The organism is Phenylobacterium kunshanense (genome assembly GCF_003254525.1).
Taxonomy (GTDB): Bacteria; Pseudomonadota; Alphaproteobacteria; order Caulobacterales; family Caulobacteraceae; genus Phenylobacterium; species Phenylobacterium kunshanense.
Genome location: NZ_QFYS01000001.1, coordinates 370,166 through 389,506, shown reverse-complemented (window position 1 = coordinate 389,506; position 19,341 = coordinate 370,166). Strand labels below are relative to the sequence as shown.

The window sequence follows — 19,341 nt, the reverse complement described above, 5'->3', positions numbered from 1 at the left end:
GGCTCAGGCAGTGCCGCGAAGAAGGCGTCTGCCATCGAGTCGAAAGTCGCCTCGCCCCGCGACGGTGCTGTCGGTTCGCTCATGCCGCCAACGCGCTCCTGACGCTGATGTCCTCGAAGGTCCAGCCTACGCCAAGGGCCCTGGCGGCGTCGATGATGCGCTCTGCCATGACGTCGGGGTGGACCTTGAAGTAGGCGCTGTGGGCCTGCAGGCCTCGAAGGCCGGGGCGCATGGCGTCGACGATCCGCTTCGCCTCATGCTGACCCGGGACCCACACAACGAAGGCTTGCTCAGGCCGCACGGGGCTTCCGGCCTTGGCGTTCGACACCGCCTGGCGCGGATCCGAGGCGGTGGCGAGCTTCGTCATCCAGCCCCGATCCACCCAGAACGAGACCACCACCACGCCGTAGTCGCGGGAGACCATGGGCAGGAGGCCGGCCCGACGCGTGGCCTGGACGATCGCGGCGTTGTAGGCGTCCTCGGCCCACCGGCCGGACATGCCGCCGCACTCCTCGCCGATCACGTCCCACGGGAAGGGCTCGGATTCCCCCTTCTCGACCGCGAACTCGTTGAGAGCCCGGAGCATCACCACCTTGAAGAACGGGCGATGCAGGCCGTCCATCAGGGACAGGGCCGGAAGCATGTCCGACACGTCCGCGGTCGTCGGCTCGTACCGCGCCCGTTTCGGCTCCTCAAGCTCTGCCCCTACTCGGTCAGAGAACTCTACGATGTAGGGCGGCGCGCCGCCGGCGAGATTGGCCTTCGGCCCGACCCGCGGCTGGCAGATCAGCGTCAGCATCGCGGCGTGAAGGCGGTCGATCACGGCCTGCTTCACGAGCCGGTGCTGGTTGCGCTCCGGGCCCGTCAGCGTGGTCTTGGGCCGGTCGCCGTCGAAATCCGGCTTGAAGGCGTCGGTGATGTCGAGCTTGGTCATTACTGGTCGCCCCCTGAAATTTTGGCCGCTGAGGCCGATTTGCGGTGTTCTGGTAGTTGGGTAGCCGGAGACATCGCAAGGCCATCCACGGCGCAGTTTTCCCGCCCTAGCGCCGATGTTTCGGCGTGGGGTCTGGTGAACAACGCCTCGGCGGCCACGAAACCAGGCTTGGCGGCGCGGTACGCCGGGGCTCCCGCCACGACCGCTCCGCTCAAGGCGCAGTGCAGTGCAGCCTCCCCGTGGTCAGCCGCCACCTGGGCGCCGGTGAGCCGGGTAAGGCGCTCACAGGCCCAGCGCCGCGTCACCGGGTCGGCTGGCAGCGTAGCCACGAAGGCGGCAAAGGCGCGGTCGGCGATGGCGGTGGCGTCCGCCCGTTTGCGGCGCTCGGCTAGCGTAGGTTCGCGCCTGACGGTGGCGACCCTCATGCGGTGGCTCCTGTGGTGTGGGCGGGTTGGACGAGAAGACGGGCGGGCACGCGGCATCCGGGCTGGCCTGGAGGCGCGCCGATGCCCTCGCCCCAGGTCCCGGTCTCGCGCCAGATCCGCATGGCGATCGACCATTCGCTTTCGGTCCAGGACGCGGCGCGGTCGGTTTCGACGCCGCCGACCCACGGCTCCCAAGCCCGGTCCTTCAGCCAGATGTGCAGGCCAGGGCCGCCGGAACGTGGGAGGTCCGTGTCCATCGACTTGTAGCGGGCGAAACCGGCCAGGATCGTCTTCGGCAGGGCCAGCTTGCGTGCGGCGGTCCAGGCGCTCCAGACCTTGGCCTTCGACTTGGCGCGCACTCGCATCTTGGGCGGCGCCATGTCCCAGAGCCGGGTGAAGTCCTCGTCGGCCTCCCACGGATCGGCCTTCGCCTTGGCCTGTCCAGCGATGTCCTCAAGGGCGAGAGCGAGGAGCCCATCGGTCGCGTCTGGCGAAGCCGATGCGACAGGGACGGTAGTCCCTAATAGAGTCCCTTCCCCTTCCCCTTCTTCTTGCGATCCCGACGGGACAGGATCGGGATGCCGACGGGAATCATCCGGGTCGACGTCGGGAATTGCTGCCGACATCGGCCGGGACCGGCGCCGCTCGATTTTGGCGAGCGCTTTTGACTTAGGATTCAATGCCTTCAGCATTGCAGCGGTGCGGTCGATATCGGCGTCGATCGGCCCAGGATCGAAAGAGACCTTCCAGCGCTTCGCGTTTCCCGCTCCACTGGAGAGAGCTTGAGCTAGCTTCTCCAGCCACGCCTCCAGCGCGTACTCAGCCACTACCGGGTGATAAAGCAGGCCGTCGTCGCACTTCACCCAACCGCGAAGCGCCTCTGCCTTGACCTTCTTCCACGCCTTGATGTCCCGTCCGAGACCGGCGGCTTTGGTCAGGATCACATCGTTGTCGCTAAGCGATCCAGCCGGGACCTGATGCCAAGACGTCATCCAGAGATTCAGGCCGGCCCGCCACGCAGCATCGCTAGGCGTAGCGTCGAAGTCAGATCCGCGCAGCCGCGGAATGTCGATCATCATCCTCGGGAAGTCGGTCAGATCGCAATCGGGGGGGGTTAGCGGGCGTGTCATCTCCACTCCCTCACGGCGGACGCCGCGATGTCACAGAAAGTCAGGGCAGAGCCGGTCGGGCCGTGGCTGTTCTTGGCCACGATCCAGTGCAGCTTGTTCCGGGCGGCCTCCAGCTTGGCCTCACGGTCAAGGCGCTGGTCGAAGGTCTCGGACTCGGTGTCGGCCGGCGGGCGGAGGTAGTATTCTGGGCGGTGGAGGAAGATGACCTGGCGAGCATCTTCCTCGATCTGTCCGGCTTCGCGGAGGTCGGCGAGGTTCGGCTGCTTGTCCTGGCGCCCCTCGACGCCGCGATTGAGCTGGCAGAGCAGCAAGACCGGGACGTCTAGCCGCTTGGCCATTTCCGAGGCGTCGCGGCTTACGCTGATTGCTTCGGCACGCAGGTCGCCCCTGTGGCCCTTCGGAGGCCTGACCTTGCCCATGTGGTCGATGACGATCAGGCCGGGCTTCACGCCGTGGCGCTCGGCCTTGCGGAACAGGCGGCGGGACAGGGCCTCGATGCGGGCCATGGTGTGGCCGGGACGGGCGTCGTAGCGCAGCGGCATCCGGGCGGCCCACCGTTGGGCCTGGGACAGTTGTTCCCACTGGCCTTCGTTAAGCTCTCCGGCATTGATCTTGGACAGGGTGATGTTGGACGTGACGCCCATGTGGCAGGGCAGGTCACGGTCGTAGGCGAGGTCGCAGGCCAGACGTAGGGCCATGGGGTCAGGCCCCATCTCCAGCGCGAAGAACGCCACCGCCATGCCGTTCTGGGCGATGGCTCGGGCATAGGCCTGGGCGCCGACCGTCTTGCCAACGCCGGGACGGGCGGCGAGAACGGTCACCTCCTGCCGATGCAGGCCGCCCAGCAGCCGGTCCAGCTCCGGAATGCCTAGCGGGAACTCAATGACCCCTCGGGAGGCCCTGGCGCGCTCGACGGCCCCTGCGATCATCTCGCCCGGGTTCATCCATGCGTCGCCCACGTCTGCGGTCTTGGCGATCTCAGACGCGCCGGCCTCAAGCATGGCGAGGATTTCGGCCGCGTTGGCCTCCTCCGCTTCATCCCCGGCGGCCTTGTCGGCGATCTCGTTCGCGAGTTGCATGATGGCGCGGCGAGCGGCGGTGTCGCGGATTTCTGCGGCGTAGGCCTCAGTCCGCGAGGCGCCAGGCGCAACCGCCACCAGGGCGTCAAGGTAGGCAAGACCGCCCTTGGTGCGATAAGCTTCGTCCTGAACAAACAGGCCATCGAGAATGGCGGTGTCTGCTAGCGATCCAGATGCGTAGCGGGATTGGATCGCGCCCCAGATCCGGCCGTGAAGCGGCTCATAGAAGTGGGCTGGCGTCAGGCCTTCGATCAGGTCCAGGGCTTCGGCGTTGCTGAGAGCGATGCCGAGCAAGGCCTTTTCCGCCTCGACGGCGGCCGGGGCCGTTGCACCGGTGATGTGGCGCTGGATTTCGTCGCGACGGGCGGTGACGGTCATGCCGTCACCTCGCGCGGGTTCTGCATCCCCTTCCGCATCCCAGAGGCAATGGTGGCGCGGACGGAATGGGCGCCGTCATCGGCGACGAGTCCGCAGTCGGTGGCGGCCTTCCAAAGCTCGGCTTCGGCCAAGTCCTGCGGCAGGACGTTAGCCCCGACGAGGGAGCCGAGGTTGGCTGCCGACTTGAAGAGCTGGACGTTCCGGCCCGACTTGGTGCCGGTGACGCGGGCGCACTCAGAGTCTATGGCCCTGTCGATGTAGCGGGCCAGCTTGTCGGCGTGTCCCCGACGCAGCGGCGGGCGGTCCACCTTCGGAGGCGGGGGCGGGTCGATAGCGAGCTTCAGCAGCCATTCCGGCGCTTCTGAGACCGGCGTCGAGAGCGGGTGATCTGCCCAGCGATAGGTCCCTGACGTCTTCTCGCTAGGGGGCGCAGCACAGGCCCCGCCGTCCGTCCTGATGTCCAGGCCGTCGAATAGCTCTGAGACCCGGCCGCGCCGGTCGTAGATGCGAAGCCCGACCTTGTTCCGAAGCACCCACCGGGATGGCTGGACGAAGTAGCGATGCTCGCCGCCCGATGGGGTCAGCGCCCGCCATGTCGACGGGAGAGGCCCGAACATCGCCTCAAGCCGAGCCAGGGCCTCGAACCCGTTCACCTTGCCCTTGGCATCAATATCGAGCGCGAACACGCCAGAGACGGCGCCGGTGACGATGCTGACGTTGGCCTTCGGCGTCCGGGTCCAGATCGCACGAATAAGCTCGACGTCCTTGGTCGCGTCCTTCACCGAGAACACCCGGTCCTTCGGCTCCTTCGCCGCTTCCAGGAGCGCGCCGAACTTCTTCACAGAGCCCGGCTTGCAATCGGGGCCTGTTGGAATGACGGCAAGGTCAAGCCGCGAGACATATGCCTCTGCGGCGCGTCCGGTGAGGCTCATGCTGCATCCCCGAACATGCTGGGCTGTTGGGGCTTGGCGGGGGGATCTGTGAACAGTCGAGGCTGGCGGTAAGCCTCCTCGATCCGGCGACAGGCGATGTCGAAGTAAGAAGGCTCGATTTCAACGCCTAGGAAGCGACGACCCAGACGCACGCAGGCTACGCCTGTCGTACCGGAGCCCATGAAGGGGTCGAGGATGACGCCCCCCGACACCTTTGCGATCAGGTCCACCATAAGACTGACCGGCTTCGCGTGAGGGTGTGCGCGCCCCTTCCTCTCCCAAGTGATATTGGTGTGACGAAGAATGGCTGGGCCGCGGTGTCCTGCGAAGCCGCGGCCGATGATGTAGATTTCCTCGTGGTTAGGCTTCCACGGGATGGAGAGGTCGCCCATGCCGGCGGCATCACCCTTGTCCCAGATCAGTACGGTGTGGGTGCCATCTGGTTTCGGGCGTTTCCAGCTTCCAAACACTATTCCGGCCGGTGCCATCGCCGAGGCCAACACCGCGTCGCGAACCGAGGTATCTTGGTCGTTCGCAATCTGCGTTCCCTGCCAGGTCGCTCCGCGATTGGAGCTGTGCGCGATCCCATACGGCGGATCGGTCACAACCGCGTCCACCTTCCCGAGCGTCGGCAGCACCTCGCGGCAATCGCCAAGGATCAGCCGCGCATCGCCGATCACTTCCTCACGGAACTTGCTCATGCTGCCTCTCGCTCGACGATCGGCAGGCCAAGCGCGTCCCCGCTCGCAAGATCGGCGTTGTTCAGTAGCCGCTCTTCGTGCCGCCGGATGCCGTTCAGGATCGTGGAGTGGTCTCGGTCAAACCATGCGCCCATCATCGGCAGGCTGGCGTCGCTGAAAAAGCGCACGACGTACCAGGCCTCATGTCGCGCATCGGCGAGGCCCCTCCGGTCGTGCTTGGCGATCAGGGCCTCAAGGGTGACGCCGTGCTTGCGCGCCACTGCGACGACGCGGCGGCGGATCTTGGGCGGCATACCTCGCTTTGAGAGCTTGCCGGCGGGCTTGGGCTCGACGGAAGCGGGCGGGGTTTGAGCCACCAGCGACGGCGACTTGTAGATCACACGGGCCGGTTGCTCCTGGCCCGATATGGCGATGATCTCGCGCACGCTCTCGACACGGCATCCGCACATGCGGGCGATAGCCGAGGCGGGGAATCCCTCCCGGTGCTTGGCCATGATGAAGTCCCAATTGTCTGCGGCTTTCGGACGTCCAGCGATGGCAAACTCGCCAGCGCGTGCGGATCGGGTGATCTCGCTCATGCCGCCCACCTCCGAAGGGACCGGGCGAGCTGGGCGCCGGTGCGGTAGCCGGGAGGCGGCAGGACGTCGGCCACGGCGGAATGCTCTGCGCAGTAGGACTTGCCGTCGGCGCGCTTGGCTCCGCACTGGAGCATGTCGGCCCCCTCCCCGCCGACCGGCCAGCGACAGCCGTGCGCGCCGAACTGAACCGGCACACAGCCGTCCAGAGGCAAGAAGGCGCGGGCGCGGGCCAGGACGTTAGCAGCGGGCGTTTCGCGCACCTCAGCATTGGCCTTGATGTTCGCGCGCTTGTTCTCAGCCGGGTTGCGCTGCGTCGGGCCGCCTTGCCGGGCGAGGACCATAACGCCCTTGGGAGAGCGAGGCTTCGCAGGCGGGCAATACCGCGCCGGCGGCGGGGCCTTGACGCCGCCGATCGGACCAAGCCGCATCCGGCTGCACTTGCCGATCACAGAATTGCGCGAGACCCCGCCAAGGGCCTTGGCCATCTGCGCAGCCGACAGGCCTTGAGCGTGAAGCTCACGAAGCTTTTCCATCCGCTCCGGTGTCCATGATGTGGACGTGGCTGCGCGTTGATGCGCGATCATGTCAGACCTCTGTGATTTCAAAGCCCATGACCGCGCGGAACAGCTTGTTCTTGATGCGGTACACGGGGTGCTTGCGGGTGATCTCCGACTTCACGTCCTCGACCACGCGGACGCCGCCGCGCTGGTAGGCGAAGTCGGCGAGGTACTTGCAGACCAGCTTGCCGTTCACCGTGAGGGGGAATGCGGGCTGGATCTGGAGTTCGGAAATCTCGCCTGCTCGCTCCAGAAGCCGCAGCTCACCGAACCGGCGGGCCTCCTTGCGGCTGGCGAACGTCACGCCGTCGACTTCCGTAGGGACGTTGCGGAACTTTCGCGTCACCGGCTGGTTTCCAGGCGCATGAGGAGGTTGGTCGCGCGGCGAGCGGCCTTGGAGGCCGCGTTCATCCGGCGGGTGTCACCGGCCTCTCTGGCGAGGCGGTATTCAGTCAGGGCTGCCTTGCGCTTGAGCCGGGCGTCCTGAAGCTCTGCGGCCATCGCGACCGCTTGCTGATGAGCCTCGGCCTTGCCGGGGCTGAACAGACCTTGAAGCCAGCGCATTCGCTGCCCTCCCCTTCTCGCGCCGATCCAAGGCTCGACGCAGGCCCGGTTAGTTCGTCAGGCAGTCGGCGGGCTGACCCGAACCGCGGCGATCAGCGCGGCGATGGCCTCGTGATGATCCCGGGCCGCTCTCGCCCTTGCGCGGGCCAGGTAGTTGCGGAACAAGCGGATCATCGGTTGCCCTCCTCAGCCCTGCGCTTGGCGAGTTCTGCCGCTAGAGCGGCGCACCGATCCGCTGCAGTCTCGGCTACCGGAAGGCTCATCGCCTTCAGCATCGTCCACCACGCCAGCCGCACGTTGAGCAAAGGAGCGCTCAGAAAGAGCCGGACCCTGCGGGCGCAGCCGACGAACCCTGTCCAGGTCACGTTCGGCCTCCTCGATGATTGACTTCAGGCGCTGCTCCTCCCACTCCGCGTAGGACTGGCCGAACAGCTCTTCTCCCAACGCCATCCACAGGGCCCAGCGCTCCGCGAGCGCCGCCTTGGTCAGCGTGCGTTCGGAGACGTTCCCTTGCGTGACGACGTTGCGCGCCGTGCGCGGATCGAGACCCCAACGGGCTTCGATCCGCTTGGCAGTGTTGTGCTTGAAACGCTCCCGAACGAGGCGCCGCAAGGCGTCTCCGATCGTGGTTCCAAGGGGCAGTTCTCGGTAATCCGTGCCCACGACTTCCCAGCCTCCGTAGGTCATTTCTGATGACCTTGACGGAGGGGCACGGAGCCGTAGACATGGAGGGAAACGGACTTCTCAGAGCTATCGAGTACGCAATCCGGGCTGGCGCTTTCCGCGTCGCAGCCCGAGACTTTCCGGCCGCCGCAGACACCTTTGAACAAGCTGCGGAGGTCAACCACGCCCGCGCCGAGCTGGCGCTGACGGAATGGACGGTGAGGCGCTGCAACGCCTCCACCGACCAATGACGCCGCACGAAGCGGGCCACGGAATTTGGGCGCCGCCGACACAAAGGCCGGCGGCGCGGCGCACGTACGCGGGCGGGAGAGAGACCCATCGTGCGCTGGGGTGCTGGCGAAGGCGCGCATCATGCGGCCTCGCAATTCTGTTCCTGCCCCTCACGGCGAGCGCGGAAAGACCGCAAGCCCCCGTGCTGGTGGCGGTGATCGTCGGTGTCGGGGGTCGGGTCAGCCATCATGACGGCCAACTCTTCCAAGCTCATCACACCGGCCTTGGAGATCGCCAGCCAATAGCGACCCGGAATGCTCTTCCGGCGCAGCCACGACCTCGCGGTGATGAAGCCGACGCCCGTGGCGTCACACAGGCTTTCAACAAGAAGTACGTGCTTCGGTCTCGCCCGCTCGACGGCCGGCGAACTGAGGCTGGCGGGAGGAAGCGAGCCGATGTGGGCGTCGAGATCGTCGCCGAGGCGATGCCATTCACCGCGAACGTGGAGATGAGCGAACCGCTCGTGCAGAGTCGACTCCACCCGCCGACCGCCTTCCTGCGTGGCGAGCAGCAGGAGTTGCCCAGGGCAATCCACCTGCATCTTCGCCAGCCGCCCACGCGGGCTATCGGAGAAGCCGATCTTCACAAGGCCAGTGGCCGTATCGCGGATGAAGTAGATCATGCCGCCCGTTCACGCTTCAGCGCCTCCAGCCCGCTGCGAGCGCGCTGGAAATTCTTGAGCGTCGGCGACATGCCGCTCTTCCACTTTGACCAGAGGGTCGGATGAACCCCGCCGGCCTTGAGCGCGGCGACCGGCGACACGTCGGCTGCGGCGCAATCACGTTCGAACTCGGTGAGCATATCGGACATGCTCGCTACAATGGAGCATAAATGCTCATTCCGCAAGCGCATTCATGCTTGTGGCGTAGATCGCCTCCCCTGCGGCATGTGCGCGCCGTGGATCAGAACGCACAGCTCGCCGCAGAAATCCGCGCCTGGATGCTCCGGGTGATGGAGGAGAAAGGCCTGAACCCCGCGACCTGGGCCAAGGCCGCTGGCGTCGCGCGCACAACCATCGCGCGACCCGTAAAAGAGGGCTATGCTTTCGTCACGTCCAGCCGCACACTCGCCAAGCTTGCGCAAGCTGTGGGGGCGGATGCGCCGGACTTTCGGCAAACTGCGCAGGCGAAGATTGTACCGCTTTACCTGCCAGTGAGGCATCGAGTGCAAGCAGGACATTGGATCGAGGTTGATTTAGCCGAGCAGGACTTTCCAGCCCCGCCAAAGGGCGTTCGGCCAGACGATGACTATGCAGAGTGGCCGCAATGGCTGGAGTTGGTCGTCGGCGACAGCGTGGATCGGGAGATCCCCCCGGGGCACTTCGCCCACGTCGTGGACGCCATAGAGATGGGGTATTCCCCTATTGACGGCGATTTCGTTGTCGTTGAGCGACGGCGAGACCAGGGCCGACTGCGAGAGCGGTCAATCAAGCAAATCGCGATCCGCGAGGGGCGCGTCGAGCTTTGGCCTCGCTCTCACAATCCAGCGTGGGACAAGCCCCTTGAACTCTCTGCGCCAGGCGAAGGCGTCGAGGTTGAGCTGGTGGGCCTTGTGATTGGGGCGTATCGCGGGATGCGCTAGTCGCTGGTCCGCAACTCGCGCGGGAAAAACACGCTCTCCACCCCCGTTCCCGCGAGCGCTACGGCGCTAAAAATGTGCGCGTGAGCATTTTTGCTCTTGCCATCGTGAGAGCATAAATGCTTTAGTGTCTCCCATCGAAGGAGATGCCGATGCACCCTCATCCCAACAAGACCCAGATGGACGCTGCGGTTGCTCGCTGGATTGGCGAGGCGGCTGGTCGGCTCGATGGCGCGTCGCTTCTGCGCAAGAAGGCGACGTGGGTGGGGCATCAGCTCCGCATCCTTGGCGACCGCCTCATTCGGACGCCGGAGCATCTTGAGGGCTTGACGGTCACGGACCTGCTGGCGGCGCAGGATGCGCTGCGGGACGCCGCGAAGGCGCACGGCAAAGCTGCGCTGGATGAGGCGGCCTAACCATGAAGCCGGAGCCGCATCTGGAATTGACCGGCCATCGCGACGGGTTCGCGCTTCGGTTCGGTGACGAGGAAGTCGCGGTTTATCCCGACTTCGACGGCGTGAGCGCAGGCCTCAGGGCCGCGCGTGAGGCGATGGCGATGTTGGCTGCGTGCCTCGCCATGGCGCCGGAGGGGAACGTCTGATGCGCCGTCCCTTCGTCCCTGGCTTCGTCACCGCTGGCGAGGCGGCGGATAGCGCGGTCTCCGAGATCGCCATCCGCATGGCCGCCCGAGCCCTGGTGGATCGGGACATTCAGTACGACGGCCAGAACATCATCATCCCCACAGGATCACACGCCGAGGCCCTTCGCCTTGTTCGGGAGCTGCGGGCTGCGCTCGGGCGGGCTGCGTGATGCCTCTCCCCTTCTCCCCCTGGGTCTATGCCGTGAGCGGAACGCTCGCCTTGGCCTGTCACATCATCCTCACCGCGAAGGGCCTCTGATGACCCGCGTCCTTTCCGTCGTCCGCGACGCCACCACCAAACCCGAGACCGTCGCAGAGCGCGTCCGCAGGCTGCAAGCCGAGGCCCGCCAGGCCGCGCGGGACCACGTGAAGGCCTTCGCCGTGGCGATGGTCGACCTGCAGCAGTTCGCGGCCGAGATCGCGGACGGAGGCGAGGCTTACGCACCGGGCATTCGCGAGGCCGCCCGCCGGCTGGCCGAAGACCTCGATGCCCGCGTCCAGTCCGTCGAGGCGATCAGCGCGAGGGCGGAACGGTGAGCCTCGCACCCCACGCCAAACAGGAGTCGCAGATGAGCGAGCCCGCACGTCAACAGGTCGCGCCCCGGCAGAGCGCCGAAGTGACCTCCGTCACCGGCGCGAGCATGATGGACCTCATCGCCCGCCTCGCCGCCGACCCGAATACCGATGTCGACAAATTCGAGCGGATGCTGGGCATGGCCGAGCGCATTCGGGCGCACGAGGCCAAGGTCGCCTTCACCAAGGCCAAGTTGGCCATGAAGCCCAGCCTCCCCGTGATCGATGAGCGCGGCCAGATCCTGAACAGCGCCGGCAGGGTCCAGTCGACCTATGCCGAATGGGAGGACATCAACGAGGCGATCGAGCCGATCCTTACGGAACACGGCTTCGACCTGGCGTTCCGGCCGGGCACCTCTTCGGAGGGCAAGGTGATCGTGACTGGCGTCCTGACGCACGTCGCGGGACATGCCGAAGAGGCTGAGATCACGCTCCCACTCGACTCCAGTGGCGGCAAAAACGCCGTGCAAGGCGTCGGTTCGTCCCTCTCCTACGGCAAGCGCTACGCCGCCATCGCCCTGTTGAACATCACCAGCCGTCACAAGCGCGACCGAGACGACGACGGCCGCGGAGCCGGGATGAGCCAAGAGGCGCAAGACGCCATCGCCAACATCAACATGGCAGCGAGTCTTGACGACCTGCGGAAATGGCGCGGCGACCACTTCGACCGCCTATCGAAGTCGCTGCGCCAGGAAGAGCTTCGCGAAGTCGTCGCGCTCTGGAATCGCCGGCTGAAGGCCGCCAAAGGCGAGGGCCAGGCCAATGGCTGATCTGCAGGTGTTCAACTGCGAGCAGGGCACCCCTGAGTGGTACGAGGCCCGGCTCGGCATTCCGACCGCGAGCGAGTTCGCGACGGTCATGGCGAAGGGCCGTGACGGCGGCGCCAGCCTCACTCGCAAGACCTACATGATGAAGTTGGCAGGAGAGCGCCTGACGGGCCAGCCGATGGATAGCTACTCCAACGGCCACATGGAGCGCGGCAAGGAATGGGAGGCTGAGGCGCGGGAGCAATACGCTTTCGAGCACGAGGCCGACCCTCAGATTGTCGGCTTCCTGCGGCGTGGCGACATGGGTTGCTCCCCTGACTCCTTGATCGGAGAGCGCGGCGGTCTGGAGATCAAGACTAAAGCGGCGCACCTTCACATCGAAGCGCTTCTACGCGACGACATTCCCCCGGAACACCGGGCGCAGCTCCAAGGCTTCCTTCTCGTCACCGAGCGGGAATGGATCGACTTGGCGATCTACTGCCGCAAGCTCCCCCTCGTCACGCGCCGCGTATCGCCCGATCGGGATTACATCGCCAACCTGAAGGGCGAAATCGACCGCTTCAACGATGAGTTGGCGGCTATGGTCGAGCGCGTCCGCACTCACGGCGCCAAGGCGGCGCTCGCGGCATGAGCGCCGAACGTCACACAGTAGCCTTGTCACCCGCGACGCTGGAGCGCGCGATACAGGGCGTTCGCGTCGCGGCTGCTAAGGGCGGCTGGACTTTGGAACTGCGTCCGGCAAAGCGATCGGACGAACAGAACGACGCCCTACATGGGCTTATCGATCAGATCCTGAAGCAGCGCCCGATCCACAACGGCGTGAAGATGGATAAGGCCCTCTACAAGGCCGTGTTCATGCAGGCGCTGGGCGAGGAAGTCCGGTTTCTGCCGACCCTGGACGGGGATGGCATGTTCCCCCTGGGCCTCAGCACGTCGGCGTTAGGGAAGCAGCGCTTCTCTGACCTCATCGAGATGATCCTGGCCTGGTGCGCTCGCGAAGGCCTGAAGGTCGAACACTTCAGCGACGAGGGAGCGGGAGGCGCCGAACAAGCGCCCCCGCGCGCCGCCTGATGCTGGTCGAGCCTACCGCCCTTGACCGCCGCTCCGTGCCGGAATGGATCGGAGCGACGCCAGACACGCCGGTCCCGGCCCGCGTGAAACTCAGGGTGTTCGAGCGGTATCAAGGCCGCTGCTACCTGTCAGGTCGCAAGATCGGCCCCGGCGAGACTTGGGAAGTCGAGCACGTCAGAGCTATCGGCCTCGGGGGCGAGAACCGCGAGAGCAACCTCGCCCCAGCGCTGGCTGACGCCCACAAGGTTAAGACCCGCGACGACCGCGCCGCGATGTCCAAGGCTAATCGCATCCGCGCGAAGCACCTTGGCATCCATCCGAAATCAAAGGCCCGGATCCGCTCGCGCGGCTTCGCGCCCACGCGCTGAGGAGGGCCGCATGAACATCTCCTATCGCGGCTCGGGCCACTTCGTCCTTTCCAGGCTATCGGAAGGCTCCGCAACGCTGGCTGAGCTTCGCGAGGAGGCCGGGATCCGCGGCAACCGCGCGAAGAAGCTGGGCTTCCTCATGTCGGCCCTGTTCCGTCACGGCCTGGTCAGCCACGAGCAAGGCTTCGGCTACGAGATCACCCGCTACGGCCTCGAGGCCTTGGCGATCCTCAACAGCGGCCAGGACTTCACCGTCGTCCAGCCCGGCGCCCGAGTGTTCGGGAGGGCCCGCGCCAATCACTTCACAAGAGAGGAACGGCCCATGCGAGCCGAACACGCCAGCGAGGAAGCCTACCGGCTGGCCGATGACATGGCGGTGCGGGGATGAGCGAACCCATCATCATGGAAGCCCGCAACGCGCGTGGCTACTCCGACATCCCGACCGTGTACGCCTACTACACGGCCGAACAGAAGGCCGATCACGGCAAGCACTGCGAGTGGTGGACCCCGTTTGGCCACCGGCCGGAAACGGCCCCGTTCGAGGTCGGCGAAGAGCGCCAGTTCATCGCGAGCATCGAGGCCGCCAACCCCGGCAAGTTCGCCTCGTACCTGATCTCTTGGTCGGGGTGCGATTGATGGCGCCCGTCATGCCGAAGGCCGTCGCCGACGCCTGCGAAGTGGTGCGGACTGACGCCGCCAACACGATGCAGCACACAACGACGGCAGACCTGAGCGCCCGCCTGATGTGTCGCGTCGATGCTCGAAAGTTGGGCCTTGTCCTCGCGTGGGTCGATCAGTTCGCCGATCGCGCCGCCATCGCCAAAGCCGCTGGAGAGGCGGGATGAGCGCGAAGCATACGCCGGGGCCGTGGGTCGCAGACGGTGAATATGTCCACGCCGTGGAGTTCATCAGGCTTTGCTGCGGTCGAGGATATTCCAGCTGCTGCGGCGATCCAGAAATCAGCGAGAGCCGGTTTCAGATCGCGCAGTGTGCGCCCGAAAACGCCCCCCTAATCGCCGCCGCGCCCGACCTTCTGGAGGCGCTGAAGGATGCGCTCGCCGGCTGGCGGTACATCCGCGAACACCACGGCGACCTGTACGGCGTCGGTTGGGATCGCGTTGAAGAAGCCGCCCGCGCCGCCATCGCTCGCGCCACCGGAGAGCGGGGATGACCGGCCCCTTCGCCTTCCTCCGCCGCCTGTTCGTGCGGGGTGAGCCGCTGACGGAGAGCGAGCGAGTGATGATCGCGTGCCTGCTCATCTTCATCAAGAGGCACGCGATCATGACCTTCGCCGACCTCACATCCTGGGATCGCCCCTACATGCGCCTCGCCCTCCGTCACGGCTACGCCGACGACGGCACGGCAGGCCGCCCCTTCTACCGCGTCACGCCGAAGGGCGAGCGGTTCTTGCAGGAGTTTGAACGGTGACCATGAGCCCTGACGCAGCTCTGGCGGTTCTTCGCCGCCATCTGCCAAGCCTCGAAGCTGCGGCCATGCCGACGAAGTGCGAGGTGTTCACGGCGTGCGGCTACGAGGCCGCCGAGCTGCGAGACGCTATCGAAGCCCTCTCCCGCCGCCCGGATGCCCCCAGCGCGGATGGGTGGTTGCCGATCGAGACGGAGGGTGACGATGCCAGCCAAGATTGATGTGGTCGGCCAGCGTTTCGGCGCGTGCGTTGTCGAAAGCGACGCAGCGCCCAATGCGAACGGGCGGCGGCGCGTTTCATGCCGTTGCGATTGTGGATCAATCTTTACGACTGAGCCTCGGGCGCTCCGAGGCGGCCACACGACAAGCTGCGGCTGCCGGCAGCGCGCGGCGGTAGCATCAGCTTGCCGACGCCGATCCACCCACGCCATGACGAGGAGCCGCGAATACAATTCGTGGCTCAAGCTGCGATCCCGCTGCCAGAGCCCCAGCGATCCTAAGTACGCCGACTATGGCGGAAGGGGCATTCGGGTTTGTGCTGCGTGGGATGCAAGCTTTGAGGCGTTCCTCGCGGACATGGGCACGAAGCCAACGCCCGCTGCCACCATAGACCGCATCGACGTCGATGGACCCTACGCGCCCGAAAACTGCCGCTGGGCCTCCCCCAAAGAGCAGGCCCGCAACAAGCGAAACCATCGCCTCGTCAATCATGGTGGCCGGTCTATGCCGCTGTCCGAGGCCTGCGAACTGGCTGGCGTCAACTATCGCTCCGCGCTCTACCGCCTGAACCGCGGCAAGCCGTGGGCCGCCCTCCCCGCCCCGCCTCAAGCCGATGGGGGCGAGGGGTGAGCGAGCTTCCGACCGTGATCCTCGAAGAGGACGCCATGTATTGGGTCAAGCCAGCGTATGGCCCAGACGAGGGCAAGTGGACCGTAGCTAGGTGGTTTGTCGGGTGTTTCTGGGGCCTCGACGGCAACGAGCTGCGGCCGACCGTCATCAGCGGCCCGATACCGCGACCGACTGACGAGGCCGCCCAATGACCGCCCGCATTGTCCCCTTCCCCCGCCAGCCGGTCCGCGCCCCCTCGCCGGCCTTCATTGACCAGGACGGCGGCCGGGTGACGGTCAATGGCCGCCTCTGGAAAGCCTTCGTCAGCGAGAGCAACGCCGCTCGCGTCGCCGAAGCTCTCTCGACCCTCGCGTCTCTCGACGCCCTTAGCCATGTGGAGACTGTGTGATGAGCATCGCTGACGGCTTCTATTTCTGGATCGGCAAGCAGCTTGCTGATGCGGCGATCCCGCTGGCCTTGGTGGCGATCTTGTTTGGCGCCTACGTGATCCTGCGGGTTCTCGCGAAGATCGAGTCGGCGTTGCGCCGGAAGAAGCGCCCATGACCCGCCCCGGCTACCTCCTCTTTCACCTCGCCCTTGTGGCGCTTTCCCTCGCGTTCGCGGGGGTGTGCTGGGCGGTAACGATGGGAGCTGTGTGATGCCGGAGTGCGGCAATTGCGGCGGGACGGTGGATGGCATGGAGCCTCACCTCGCCGAATGTTTTGAGCAGATCGGAGAACTCTACTGCTCCGAGTGCTGGGAGGAAATGAACGAGGCGAACGCTGCTTACGACCGGGAAGACAGCGAATGACCCGCGCCCTCCTCAACCTCCGCTTCGCCCTTATGCCCTTCGCCCTCGCGCTGGCCGCGATGGTGATGATTGGAGCTTAGGACACATGCAACCGAGCTACACCGCCTTCACCGCCTACGGCGTCCCGATGCATCAGTTTGCGCTGTACACGCCCGAGGACGTTTCCCGGTGGGTGAAGCATCACGCCCGCTACTGGCCTGGCGCAACGATCAGGCGCCGCACCGGCTGCTGTTGGCGCGTCGTATGGCGCGAGAGTGCGCGGGAGGCGGCGTGATGGGCGATTTTACCGCAGCGGAAATCCGCGCCGCAAAGCGCGGCCTCACGAAGATCCAGCGCATGTATGTCAAGGACGGGTCTGCCCACGGGGACTGTTCAATCGTCACGATCAGGTCGCTGATCCGAAAGGGAATTTTCCACATCGAGATCAGCAGCCCCAATGGGAAGTGCGGTTTTGCGCGCCTTACCCCGCTTGGGAAGGCCGTCAGCGACGCTCTGCCGATAGAGGCCGCCAGTCCGTACTTGCAGCCCGCCCTTCGCGCCGCCCTCACCCCCACCCCAGGAGCCCCGCATGACCGGTAAAGTACAAGGCCGGGCGATGCTGACTAAGCCCTTTTCCCCGCCGAAGCGCTTCCGGCCGTTCCAGGCTGAGAGGGGGCCGTGGCTGATTTGGTCCTACTACCACAACTGCTGGCATCGTCGGTCATCAGACGGCACCGCGTGCGGCTACACGAATGACGTGACGCAGGCTGGCGTGTTCGATGAGCGGACGGCGCGGGCCTACCACGACACCGCGCCTAAGCGCTGGCGCCGAGACGTGTCGATCCCAGCGTTCAAGGTCGCTGCGGCGCTGAAGCACGCAGCCATAGAGAAGCGAGCCGAGGCCGAGCGGATCGAAGCCGTGCTCGCCGAGATCGCCGGCCGTCGCGCCCTGGAGAACAGCCATGACGAATGAAGCGGAAGGACTGGACCTCGACGCGCTGGAGAAGGTGGCGAGGGATGCGACGCCGGGTTCATGGGAGTATCGCGCTGTGTTTCCTTATGATTGGGGCTGGGTGACTGACGGCGATGGCGCGTTCATAGCTCAGATTAAGGACCCCAGGGTTTTCGGGGGCGCGCTCGATATGCATCGAGCCGACAAAACCGACCCGTGGGCCGCCAACGCCACGCACGTATCCACCTTCGACCCGCCCACGGTCCTCCGCCTCCTCGCCGCCCTACGCGCTCAGGCCGAGCGGGTGCGGGTGTTGGAGGGGGACGCCAACCGCTGGCGCGCCCTCATGCGATGCGGCCGCATCCAGATGCAGGGCTCGTCTGGTGTTGACCCGAACACGGGGGAGCGCAACGGGAACAACGTCCACTTCGGGGCCGAGTTCTGGCCTGAGCGCCACGACAAATACCCCGACCTGATCGAGGGCCACGACAGGTCCACGGCGTGGGGGAAAGCCTGCCTTGTCGCGCTCGTCGACGCGATCATGGAGCAAGAGGCCGCCCGCGCCCTCCTCCCCGCCACCCAGGCCGAGGGGGAGAAGCCGTGACCTCCTACCGCGACATGACCTTCTGTTCCGCGAAATGCGCGACGCGAGACTGCCACCGGAACCCGCCTGACGACCTGCATGAGCGCGTTGAGCGATGGTGGGGCGGTCCGGGCGGTCCGGTCGCTTGGGCCGACTTCTCGCCGCGCTGTGAGCAGTACGTCCTGGCCGAGGGGGAGAAGTAGGATGGGGGCAACGATCCACAGATCCTTCGCCTATCGCCTCCACCCGACCGCGGCTCAAGCGGAGCGCCTTCGCCAATGGATCGGTGCTACCAGGTTCGTCTACAATCTGTGCCTGGAGCAGCGGCGCGACTTCTGGCGGCAGTACCGCCGGCAGACCGGAAGGCACCTGACGTGGGCGCAGCAGTCGCAGGAAGTGTCTGAGCTGCGGCGCCAGGTTGATTGGCTGGCCGACGTGCCGCGCGACGCCTTAGAGCGAGCACTGCGCGATCTGGACGCCGCATACCGCGCTTTTTTTGCCGGCCGCAACGGCTACCCCCATCCGCGCGTCAAGGACGCCAGGGGAGTTATCCAGTTTATATCCAGAGATCTTGCGGTGAAGCGCCTCAATGCGAGGTGGTCCGCCATTCGCCTGCCCAAAATCGGCTGGGTGAAATTCCGCGATACACGCGAACTTCGTGGAAGATGGCTGAGCGTGGCTGTTTCGCACTACGCAGGACAGTGGCGAGTGAGCCTAGCCCACGAGATCGCGCGAGCAGTCAGCACCCCCGTTCAATCGAGCGTCGGGATAGATCGCGGCGTCACCGTCTTCGCCGCCTTGTCGACCGGCGAGTTGATCGACGGACCGAACGTTGGACGCAAAGCTGCGGCATCGCTTGCGACAGCGCAGCGCCGCCTAGCCCGCAAGAAAAAGGGCTCAAACAACCGTCGGAAGGCGCGACTTCGCGTCGCCCGGTTACAGGCTCGGGTGGCCGCCGCCCGAAAGGACTTCCTGCACAAAATTTCTACCGGCCTCGCCAAGAGCCACGGCGTGGTCGTGCTGGAGGATCTGAAAGTGCGGAATATGACGGCTTCGGCCAGGGGTACGGTTGAGACTCCAGGCCGTAACGTCAGGGCAAAGTCTGGATTGAACCGCGCCATCCTCGACCAAGGATGGGGCATGTTCCGACAGATGCTCGCTTACAAGCTGGAGGAGCGCGGCGGCTATCTGCTGACCGTCAATCCGAAGGACACGAGCCGGACGTGTTCGGCGTGCGGCGTGGTAGATGCAGATAGCCGGGATGGAACTCGCTTCGCCTGCCGGGCCTGCGGCCACGACGCCCACGCCGACCACAACGCGGCCATCAACATACTGCGGCGAGGTACGCCGTTAGTGCCTGTGGAGTTGGCTTCGGCCTTCAATGAAGCAGGAACCGCAATTGCGGATGCCGACTCTCCCCCGCGACCTCTTCAGAAGCGGACCGCCCCCCAACCCCCCAGCCGGGATAACGCGGGGGGTGGGGGGTGAGCCGGAAAGCCGCATTCTCAGCCGCCGACTACGCACGAGCCGTCCA

Annotated in this window: 37 protein-coding genes; 24 read left to right on the top strand and 13 right to left on the bottom strand. The window is 65.9% G+C overall.

Going from position 1 to position 19,341, the window contains the following annotated elements:
- Nucleotides 1-79: 79 nt before the first annotated feature.
- The 13 genes from DJ019_RS01945 to DJ019_RS01880 form a co-directional block, all read right to left on the bottom strand.
- Nucleotides 80-934 (bottom strand): hypothetical protein, encoded by an 855-nt coding sequence (locus DJ019_RS01945; protein ID WP_111274290.1) that lies wholly within the window; start codon nucleotides 932-934, stop codon nucleotides 80-82.
- Nucleotides 934-1,359, bottom strand: a complete 426-nt coding sequence (locus DJ019_RS01940) for a hypothetical protein (RefSeq protein WP_111274289.1) — start codon at nucleotides 1,357-1,359, stop codon at nucleotides 934-936. Before DJ019_RS01940 ends, DJ019_RS01945 begins: the two co-directional genes overlap by 1 nt.
- Nucleotides 1,356-2,438, bottom strand: a complete 1,083-nt coding sequence (locus DJ019_RS20730; RefSeq protein WP_133255224.1) for a hypothetical protein — start codon at nucleotides 2,436-2,438, stop codon at nucleotides 1,356-1,358. Before DJ019_RS20730 ends, DJ019_RS01940 begins: the two co-directional genes overlap by 4 nt.
- A 47-nt stretch (nucleotides 2,439-2,485) precedes the next feature.
- Entirely contained in the window at nucleotides 2,486-3,946 is a 1,461-nt protein-coding gene (locus DJ019_RS01930) for a replicative DNA helicase (protein WP_111274287.1), read from the bottom strand.
- Entirely contained in the window at nucleotides 3,943-4,878 is a 936-nt protein-coding gene (locus DJ019_RS01925) for a bifunctional DNA primase/polymerase (protein ID WP_111274286.1), read from the bottom strand. The genes DJ019_RS01930 and DJ019_RS01925 overlap by 4 nt, the downstream gene beginning before the upstream one ends.
- Complete coding sequence (locus tag DJ019_RS01920; RefSeq protein ID WP_111274285.1) at nucleotides 4,875-5,579, bottom strand: DNA-methyltransferase; 705 nt, start codon at nucleotides 5,577-5,579, stop codon at nucleotides 4,875-4,877. The genes DJ019_RS01925 and DJ019_RS01920 overlap by 4 nt, the downstream gene beginning before the upstream one ends.
- Complete coding sequence (locus DJ019_RS01915) at nucleotides 5,576-6,157, bottom strand: helix-turn-helix domain-containing protein (protein WP_111274284.1); 582 nt, start codon at nucleotides 6,155-6,157, stop codon at nucleotides 5,576-5,578. The genes DJ019_RS01920 and DJ019_RS01915 overlap by 4 nt, the downstream gene beginning before the upstream one ends.
- Entirely contained in the window at nucleotides 6,154-6,741 is a 588-nt protein-coding gene (locus tag DJ019_RS01910; protein ID WP_111274283.1) for a GcrA family cell cycle regulator, read from the bottom strand. Before DJ019_RS01910 ends, DJ019_RS01915 begins: the two co-directional genes overlap by 4 nt.
- A gap of 1 nt (nucleotide 6,742) precedes the next feature.
- Nucleotides 6,743-7,060, bottom strand: a complete 318-nt coding sequence (locus DJ019_RS01905; RefSeq protein ID WP_111274282.1) for a DUF1064 domain-containing protein — start codon at nucleotides 7,058-7,060, stop codon at nucleotides 6,743-6,745.
- Nucleotides 7,057-7,278 carry a hypothetical protein gene (locus DJ019_RS01900; protein ID WP_111274281.1) on the bottom strand — a complete coding sequence of 74 codons (222 nt, stop codon included), beginning with the start codon at nucleotides 7,276-7,278 and terminating at the stop codon, nucleotides 7,057-7,059. The genes DJ019_RS01905 and DJ019_RS01900 overlap by 4 nt, the downstream gene beginning before the upstream one ends.
- 186 nt (nucleotides 7,279-7,464) lie before the next feature.
- Entirely contained in the window at nucleotides 7,465-7,965 is a 501-nt protein-coding gene (locus tag DJ019_RS01895; RefSeq protein ID WP_133255223.1) for a hypothetical protein, read from the bottom strand.
- A 346-nt stretch (nucleotides 7,966-8,311) separates the two neighbouring features.
- Nucleotides 8,312-8,854 (bottom strand): GIY-YIG nuclease family protein, encoded by a 543-nt coding sequence (locus DJ019_RS01885; protein ID WP_111274278.1) that lies wholly within the window; start codon nucleotides 8,852-8,854, stop codon nucleotides 8,312-8,314.
- Nucleotides 8,851-9,033 (bottom strand): hypothetical protein, encoded by a 183-nt coding sequence (locus tag DJ019_RS01880; protein ID WP_111274277.1) that lies wholly within the window; start codon nucleotides 9,031-9,033, stop codon nucleotides 8,851-8,853. Before DJ019_RS01880 ends, DJ019_RS01885 begins: the two co-directional genes overlap by 4 nt.
- A gap of 96 nt (nucleotides 9,034-9,129) precedes the next feature.
- On the opposite strand from DJ019_RS01880, the gene DJ019_RS01875 reads away from it, so the two are divergent.
- The 24 genes from DJ019_RS01875 (at nucleotide 9,130) to DJ019_RS01765 (ending at nucleotide 19,295) form a co-directional block, all read left to right on the top strand.
- Nucleotides 9,130-9,813: a LexA family protein gene (locus DJ019_RS01875; protein WP_133255222.1), complete on the top strand. Its 684-nt coding sequence runs from the start codon at nucleotides 9,130-9,132 to the stop codon at nucleotides 9,811-9,813.
- 149 nt (nucleotides 9,814-9,962) lie between these two features.
- The gene (locus DJ019_RS01870; RefSeq protein WP_111274275.1) at nucleotides 9,963-10,226 is read left to right on the top strand and encodes a hypothetical protein; all 264 of its coding nucleotides are present in this window, start codon (nucleotides 9,963-9,965) and stop codon (nucleotides 10,224-10,226) included.
- Between the two features lie 2 nt (nucleotides 10,227-10,228).
- Nucleotides 10,229-10,411, top strand: a complete 183-nt coding sequence (locus tag DJ019_RS01865) for a hypothetical protein (RefSeq protein WP_111274274.1) — start codon at nucleotides 10,229-10,231, stop codon at nucleotides 10,409-10,411.
- Nucleotides 10,411-10,620, top strand: a complete 210-nt coding sequence (locus DJ019_RS01860) for a hypothetical protein (RefSeq protein ID WP_111274273.1) — start codon at nucleotides 10,411-10,413, stop codon at nucleotides 10,618-10,620. The genes DJ019_RS01865 and DJ019_RS01860 overlap by 1 nt, the downstream gene beginning before the upstream one ends.
- An 88-nt stretch (nucleotides 10,621-10,708) precedes the next feature.
- Nucleotides 10,709-10,987, top strand: coding sequence for a hypothetical protein (locus DJ019_RS01855; RefSeq protein ID WP_111274272.1), 279 nt, complete (start codon nucleotides 10,709-10,711; stop codon nucleotides 10,985-10,987).
- 32 nt (nucleotides 10,988-11,019) lie between these two features.
- Nucleotides 11,020-11,793: an ERF family protein gene (locus tag DJ019_RS01850; RefSeq protein ID WP_111274271.1), complete on the top strand. Its 774-nt coding sequence runs from the start codon at nucleotides 11,020-11,022 to the stop codon at nucleotides 11,791-11,793.
- Entirely contained in the window at nucleotides 11,786-12,421 is a 636-nt protein-coding gene (locus tag DJ019_RS01845; RefSeq protein WP_111274270.1) for a lambda exonuclease family protein, read from the top strand. Before DJ019_RS01850 ends, DJ019_RS01845 begins: the two co-directional genes overlap by 8 nt.
- Nucleotides 12,418-12,861 carry a recombination protein NinB gene (locus DJ019_RS01840; RefSeq protein ID WP_111274269.1) on the top strand — a complete coding sequence of 148 codons (444 nt, stop codon included), beginning with the start codon at nucleotides 12,418-12,420 and terminating at the stop codon, nucleotides 12,859-12,861. The genes DJ019_RS01845 and DJ019_RS01840 overlap by 4 nt, the downstream gene beginning before the upstream one ends.
- The gene (locus tag DJ019_RS01835; protein ID WP_111274268.1) at nucleotides 12,861-13,229 is read left to right on the top strand and encodes an HNH endonuclease; all 369 of its coding nucleotides are present in this window, start codon (nucleotides 12,861-12,863) and stop codon (nucleotides 13,227-13,229) included. Before DJ019_RS01840 ends, DJ019_RS01835 begins: the two co-directional genes overlap by 1 nt.
- A 10-nt stretch (nucleotides 13,230-13,239) precedes the next feature.
- On the top strand, nucleotides 13,240-13,617 hold the full coding sequence (locus tag DJ019_RS01830) for a hypothetical protein (protein ID WP_111274267.1): 378 nt from the start codon (nucleotides 13,240-13,242) through the stop codon (nucleotides 13,615-13,617).
- A complete protein-coding gene (locus tag DJ019_RS01825) occupies nucleotides 13,614-13,865 on the top strand; it encodes a hypothetical protein (RefSeq protein WP_111274266.1) in 252 nt (83 codons plus the stop codon). Before DJ019_RS01830 ends, DJ019_RS01825 begins: the two co-directional genes overlap by 4 nt.
- 11 nt (nucleotides 13,866-13,876) lie before the next feature.
- Nucleotides 13,877-14,074, top strand: a complete 198-nt coding sequence (locus tag DJ019_RS01820; RefSeq protein ID WP_133255221.1) for a hypothetical protein — start codon at nucleotides 13,877-13,879, stop codon at nucleotides 14,072-14,074.
- A complete protein-coding gene (locus tag DJ019_RS01815) occupies nucleotides 14,071-14,400 on the top strand; it encodes a hypothetical protein (protein WP_111274264.1) in 330 nt (109 codons plus the stop codon). The genes DJ019_RS01820 and DJ019_RS01815 overlap by 4 nt, the downstream gene beginning before the upstream one ends.
- Nucleotides 14,397-14,657, top strand: a complete 261-nt coding sequence (locus tag DJ019_RS01810) for a hypothetical protein (protein ID WP_111274263.1) — start codon at nucleotides 14,397-14,399, stop codon at nucleotides 14,655-14,657. Before DJ019_RS01815 ends, DJ019_RS01810 begins: the two co-directional genes overlap by 4 nt.
- Nucleotides 14,658-14,659: 2 nt before the next feature.
- Nucleotides 14,660-14,875: a hypothetical protein gene (locus DJ019_RS01805; RefSeq protein ID WP_111274262.1), complete on the top strand. Its 216-nt coding sequence runs from the start codon at nucleotides 14,660-14,662 to the stop codon at nucleotides 14,873-14,875.
- Nucleotides 14,876-15,377: 502 nt separating this feature from the next.
- Nucleotides 15,378-15,503 (top strand): hypothetical protein, encoded by a 126-nt coding sequence (locus DJ019_RS21500; protein ID WP_276309958.1) that lies wholly within the window; start codon nucleotides 15,378-15,380, stop codon nucleotides 15,501-15,503.
- Nucleotides 15,504-15,690: 187 nt separating this feature from the next.
- Entirely contained in the window at nucleotides 15,691-15,891 is a 201-nt protein-coding gene (locus tag DJ019_RS01790) for a hypothetical protein (RefSeq protein WP_111274259.1), read from the top strand.
- Nucleotides 15,891-16,046 (top strand): hypothetical protein, encoded by a 156-nt coding sequence (locus tag DJ019_RS20840; RefSeq protein ID WP_165843855.1) that lies wholly within the window; start codon nucleotides 15,891-15,893, stop codon nucleotides 16,044-16,046. The genes DJ019_RS01790 and DJ019_RS20840 overlap by 1 nt, the downstream gene beginning before the upstream one ends.
- Nucleotides 16,047-16,378: 332 nt before the next feature.
- Nucleotides 16,379-16,567 (top strand): hypothetical protein, encoded by a 189-nt coding sequence (locus tag DJ019_RS01785; RefSeq protein WP_111274258.1) that lies wholly within the window; start codon nucleotides 16,379-16,381, stop codon nucleotides 16,565-16,567.
- Nucleotides 16,567-16,872 (top strand): hypothetical protein, encoded by a 306-nt coding sequence (locus DJ019_RS01780; protein ID WP_111274257.1) that lies wholly within the window; start codon nucleotides 16,567-16,569, stop codon nucleotides 16,870-16,872. The genes DJ019_RS01785 and DJ019_RS01780 overlap by 1 nt, the downstream gene beginning before the upstream one ends.
- Nucleotides 16,862-17,245 carry a hypothetical protein gene (locus DJ019_RS01775; protein WP_133255220.1) on the top strand — a complete coding sequence of 128 codons (384 nt, stop codon included), beginning with the start codon at nucleotides 16,862-16,864 and terminating at the stop codon, nucleotides 17,243-17,245. The genes DJ019_RS01780 and DJ019_RS01775 overlap by 11 nt, the downstream gene beginning before the upstream one ends.
- Nucleotides 17,235-17,828: a hypothetical protein gene (locus DJ019_RS01770; protein WP_111274255.1), complete on the top strand. Its 594-nt coding sequence runs from the start codon at nucleotides 17,235-17,237 to the stop codon at nucleotides 17,826-17,828. Before DJ019_RS01775 ends, DJ019_RS01770 begins: the two co-directional genes overlap by 11 nt.
- Complete coding sequence (locus DJ019_RS20835; protein ID WP_165843854.1) at nucleotides 17,825-18,010, top strand: hypothetical protein; 186 nt, start codon at nucleotides 17,825-17,827, stop codon at nucleotides 18,008-18,010. Before DJ019_RS01770 ends, DJ019_RS20835 begins: the two co-directional genes overlap by 4 nt.
- A gap of 1 nt (nucleotide 18,011) precedes the next feature.
- Nucleotides 18,012-19,295, top strand: coding sequence for an RNA-guided endonuclease InsQ/TnpB family protein (locus DJ019_RS01765; RefSeq protein ID WP_165843853.1), 1,284 nt, complete (start codon nucleotides 18,012-18,014; stop codon nucleotides 19,293-19,295).
- The last annotated feature ends 46 nt before the right edge of the window (nucleotides 19,296-19,341 follow it).

Coding starts and splice junctions, on each gene's coding strand:
- DJ019_RS01785 (WP_111274258.1), top strand. CDS start 16,379: ATGCAACCGAGCTACACCGCCTTCACCGCCTACGGCGTCCCGATGCAT.
- DJ019_RS01820 (WP_133255221.1), top strand. CDS start 13,877: ATGCCGAAGGCCGTCGCCGACGCCTGCGAAGTGGTGCGGACTGACGCC.
- DJ019_RS01790 (WP_111274259.1), top strand. CDS start 15,691: ATGACCGCCCGCATTGTCCCCTTCCCCCGCCAGCCGGTCCGCGCCCCC.
- DJ019_RS01915 (WP_111274284.1), bottom strand. CDS start 6,157: ATGAGCGAGATCACCCGATCCGCACGCGCTGGCGAGTTTGCCATCGCT.
- DJ019_RS01825 (WP_111274266.1), top strand. CDS start 13,614: ATGAGCGAACCCATCATCATGGAAGCCCGCAACGCGCGTGGCTACTCC.
- DJ019_RS21500 (WP_276309958.1), top strand. CDS start 15,378: ATGCCGCTGTCCGAGGCCTGCGAACTGGCTGGCGTCAACTATCGCTCC.
- DJ019_RS01835 (WP_111274268.1), top strand. CDS start 12,861: ATGCTGGTCGAGCCTACCGCCCTTGACCGCCGCTCCGTGCCGGAATGG.
- DJ019_RS01920 (WP_111274285.1), bottom strand. CDS start 5,579: ATGAGCAAGTTCCGTGAGGAAGTGATCGGCGATGCGCGGCTGATCCTT.
- DJ019_RS01765 (WP_165843853.1), top strand. CDS start 18,012: ATGGGGGCAACGATCCACAGATCCTTCGCCTATCGCCTCCACCCGACC.
- DJ019_RS01865 (WP_111274274.1), top strand. CDS start 10,229: ATGAAGCCGGAGCCGCATCTGGAATTGACCGGCCATCGCGACGGGTTC.
- DJ019_RS01815 (WP_111274264.1), top strand. CDS start 14,071: ATGAGCGCGAAGCATACGCCGGGGCCGTGGGTCGCAGACGGTGAATAT.
- DJ019_RS01870 (WP_111274275.1), top strand. CDS start 9,963: ATGCACCCTCATCCCAACAAGACCCAGATGGACGCTGCGGTTGCTCGC.
- DJ019_RS01940 (WP_111274289.1), bottom strand. CDS start 1,359: ATGAGGGTCGCCACCGTCAGGCGCGAACCTACGCTAGCCGAGCGCCGC.
- DJ019_RS01770 (WP_111274255.1), top strand. CDS start 17,235: ATGACGAATGAAGCGGAAGGACTGGACCTCGACGCGCTGGAGAAGGTG.
- DJ019_RS01840 (WP_111274269.1), top strand. CDS start 12,418: ATGAGCGCCGAACGTCACACAGTAGCCTTGTCACCCGCGACGCTGGAG.
- DJ019_RS01900 (WP_111274281.1), bottom strand. CDS start 7,278: ATGCGCTGGCTTCAAGGTCTGTTCAGCCCCGGCAAGGCCGAGGCTCAT.
- DJ019_RS01780 (WP_111274257.1), top strand. CDS start 16,567: ATGGGCGATTTTACCGCAGCGGAAATCCGCGCCGCAAAGCGCGGCCTC.
- DJ019_RS20730 (WP_133255224.1), bottom strand. CDS start 2,438: ATGATGATCGACATTCCGCGGCTGCGCGGATCTGACTTCGACGCTACG.
- DJ019_RS01805 (WP_111274262.1), top strand. CDS start 14,660: ATGAGCCCTGACGCAGCTCTGGCGGTTCTTCGCCGCCATCTGCCAAGC.
- DJ019_RS01885 (WP_111274278.1), bottom strand. CDS start 8,854: ATGATCTACTTCATCCGCGATACGGCCACTGGCCTTGTGAAGATCGGC.
- DJ019_RS01860 (WP_111274273.1), top strand. CDS start 10,411: ATGCGCCGTCCCTTCGTCCCTGGCTTCGTCACCGCTGGCGAGGCGGCG.
- DJ019_RS01930 (WP_111274287.1), bottom strand. CDS start 3,946: ATGACCGTCACCGCCCGTCGCGACGAAATCCAGCGCCACATCACCGGT.
- DJ019_RS20840 (WP_165843855.1), top strand. CDS start 15,891: ATGAGCATCGCTGACGGCTTCTATTTCTGGATCGGCAAGCAGCTTGCT.
- DJ019_RS01910 (WP_111274283.1), bottom strand. CDS start 6,741: ATGATCGCGCATCAACGCGCAGCCACGTCCACATCATGGACACCGGAG.
- DJ019_RS01845 (WP_111274270.1), top strand. CDS start 11,786: ATGGCTGATCTGCAGGTGTTCAACTGCGAGCAGGGCACCCCTGAGTGG.
- DJ019_RS01830 (WP_111274267.1), top strand. CDS start 13,240: ATGAACATCTCCTATCGCGGCTCGGGCCACTTCGTCCTTTCCAGGCTA.
- DJ019_RS01895 (WP_133255223.1), bottom strand. CDS start 7,965: ATGACCTACGGAGGCTGGGAAGTCGTGGGCACGGATTACCGAGAACTG.
- DJ019_RS01775 (WP_133255220.1), top strand. CDS start 16,862: ATGACCGGTAAAGTACAAGGCCGGGCGATGCTGACTAAGCCCTTTTCC.
- DJ019_RS01925 (WP_111274286.1), bottom strand. CDS start 4,878: ATGAGCCTCACCGGACGCGCCGCAGAGGCATATGTCTCGCGGCTTGAC.
- DJ019_RS01880 (WP_111274277.1), bottom strand. CDS start 9,033: ATGCTCACCGAGTTCGAACGTGATTGCGCCGCAGCCGACGTGTCGCCG.
- DJ019_RS01850 (WP_111274271.1), top strand. CDS start 11,020: ATGAGCGAGCCCGCACGTCAACAGGTCGCGCCCCGGCAGAGCGCCGAA.
- DJ019_RS01810 (WP_111274263.1), top strand. CDS start 14,397: ATGACCGGCCCCTTCGCCTTCCTCCGCCGCCTGTTCGTGCGGGGTGAG.
- DJ019_RS01855 (WP_111274272.1), top strand. CDS start 10,709: ATGACCCGCGTCCTTTCCGTCGTCCGCGACGCCACCACCAAACCCGAG.
- DJ019_RS01945 (WP_111274290.1), bottom strand. CDS start 934: ATGACCAAGCTCGACATCACCGACGCCTTCAAGCCGGATTTCGACGGC.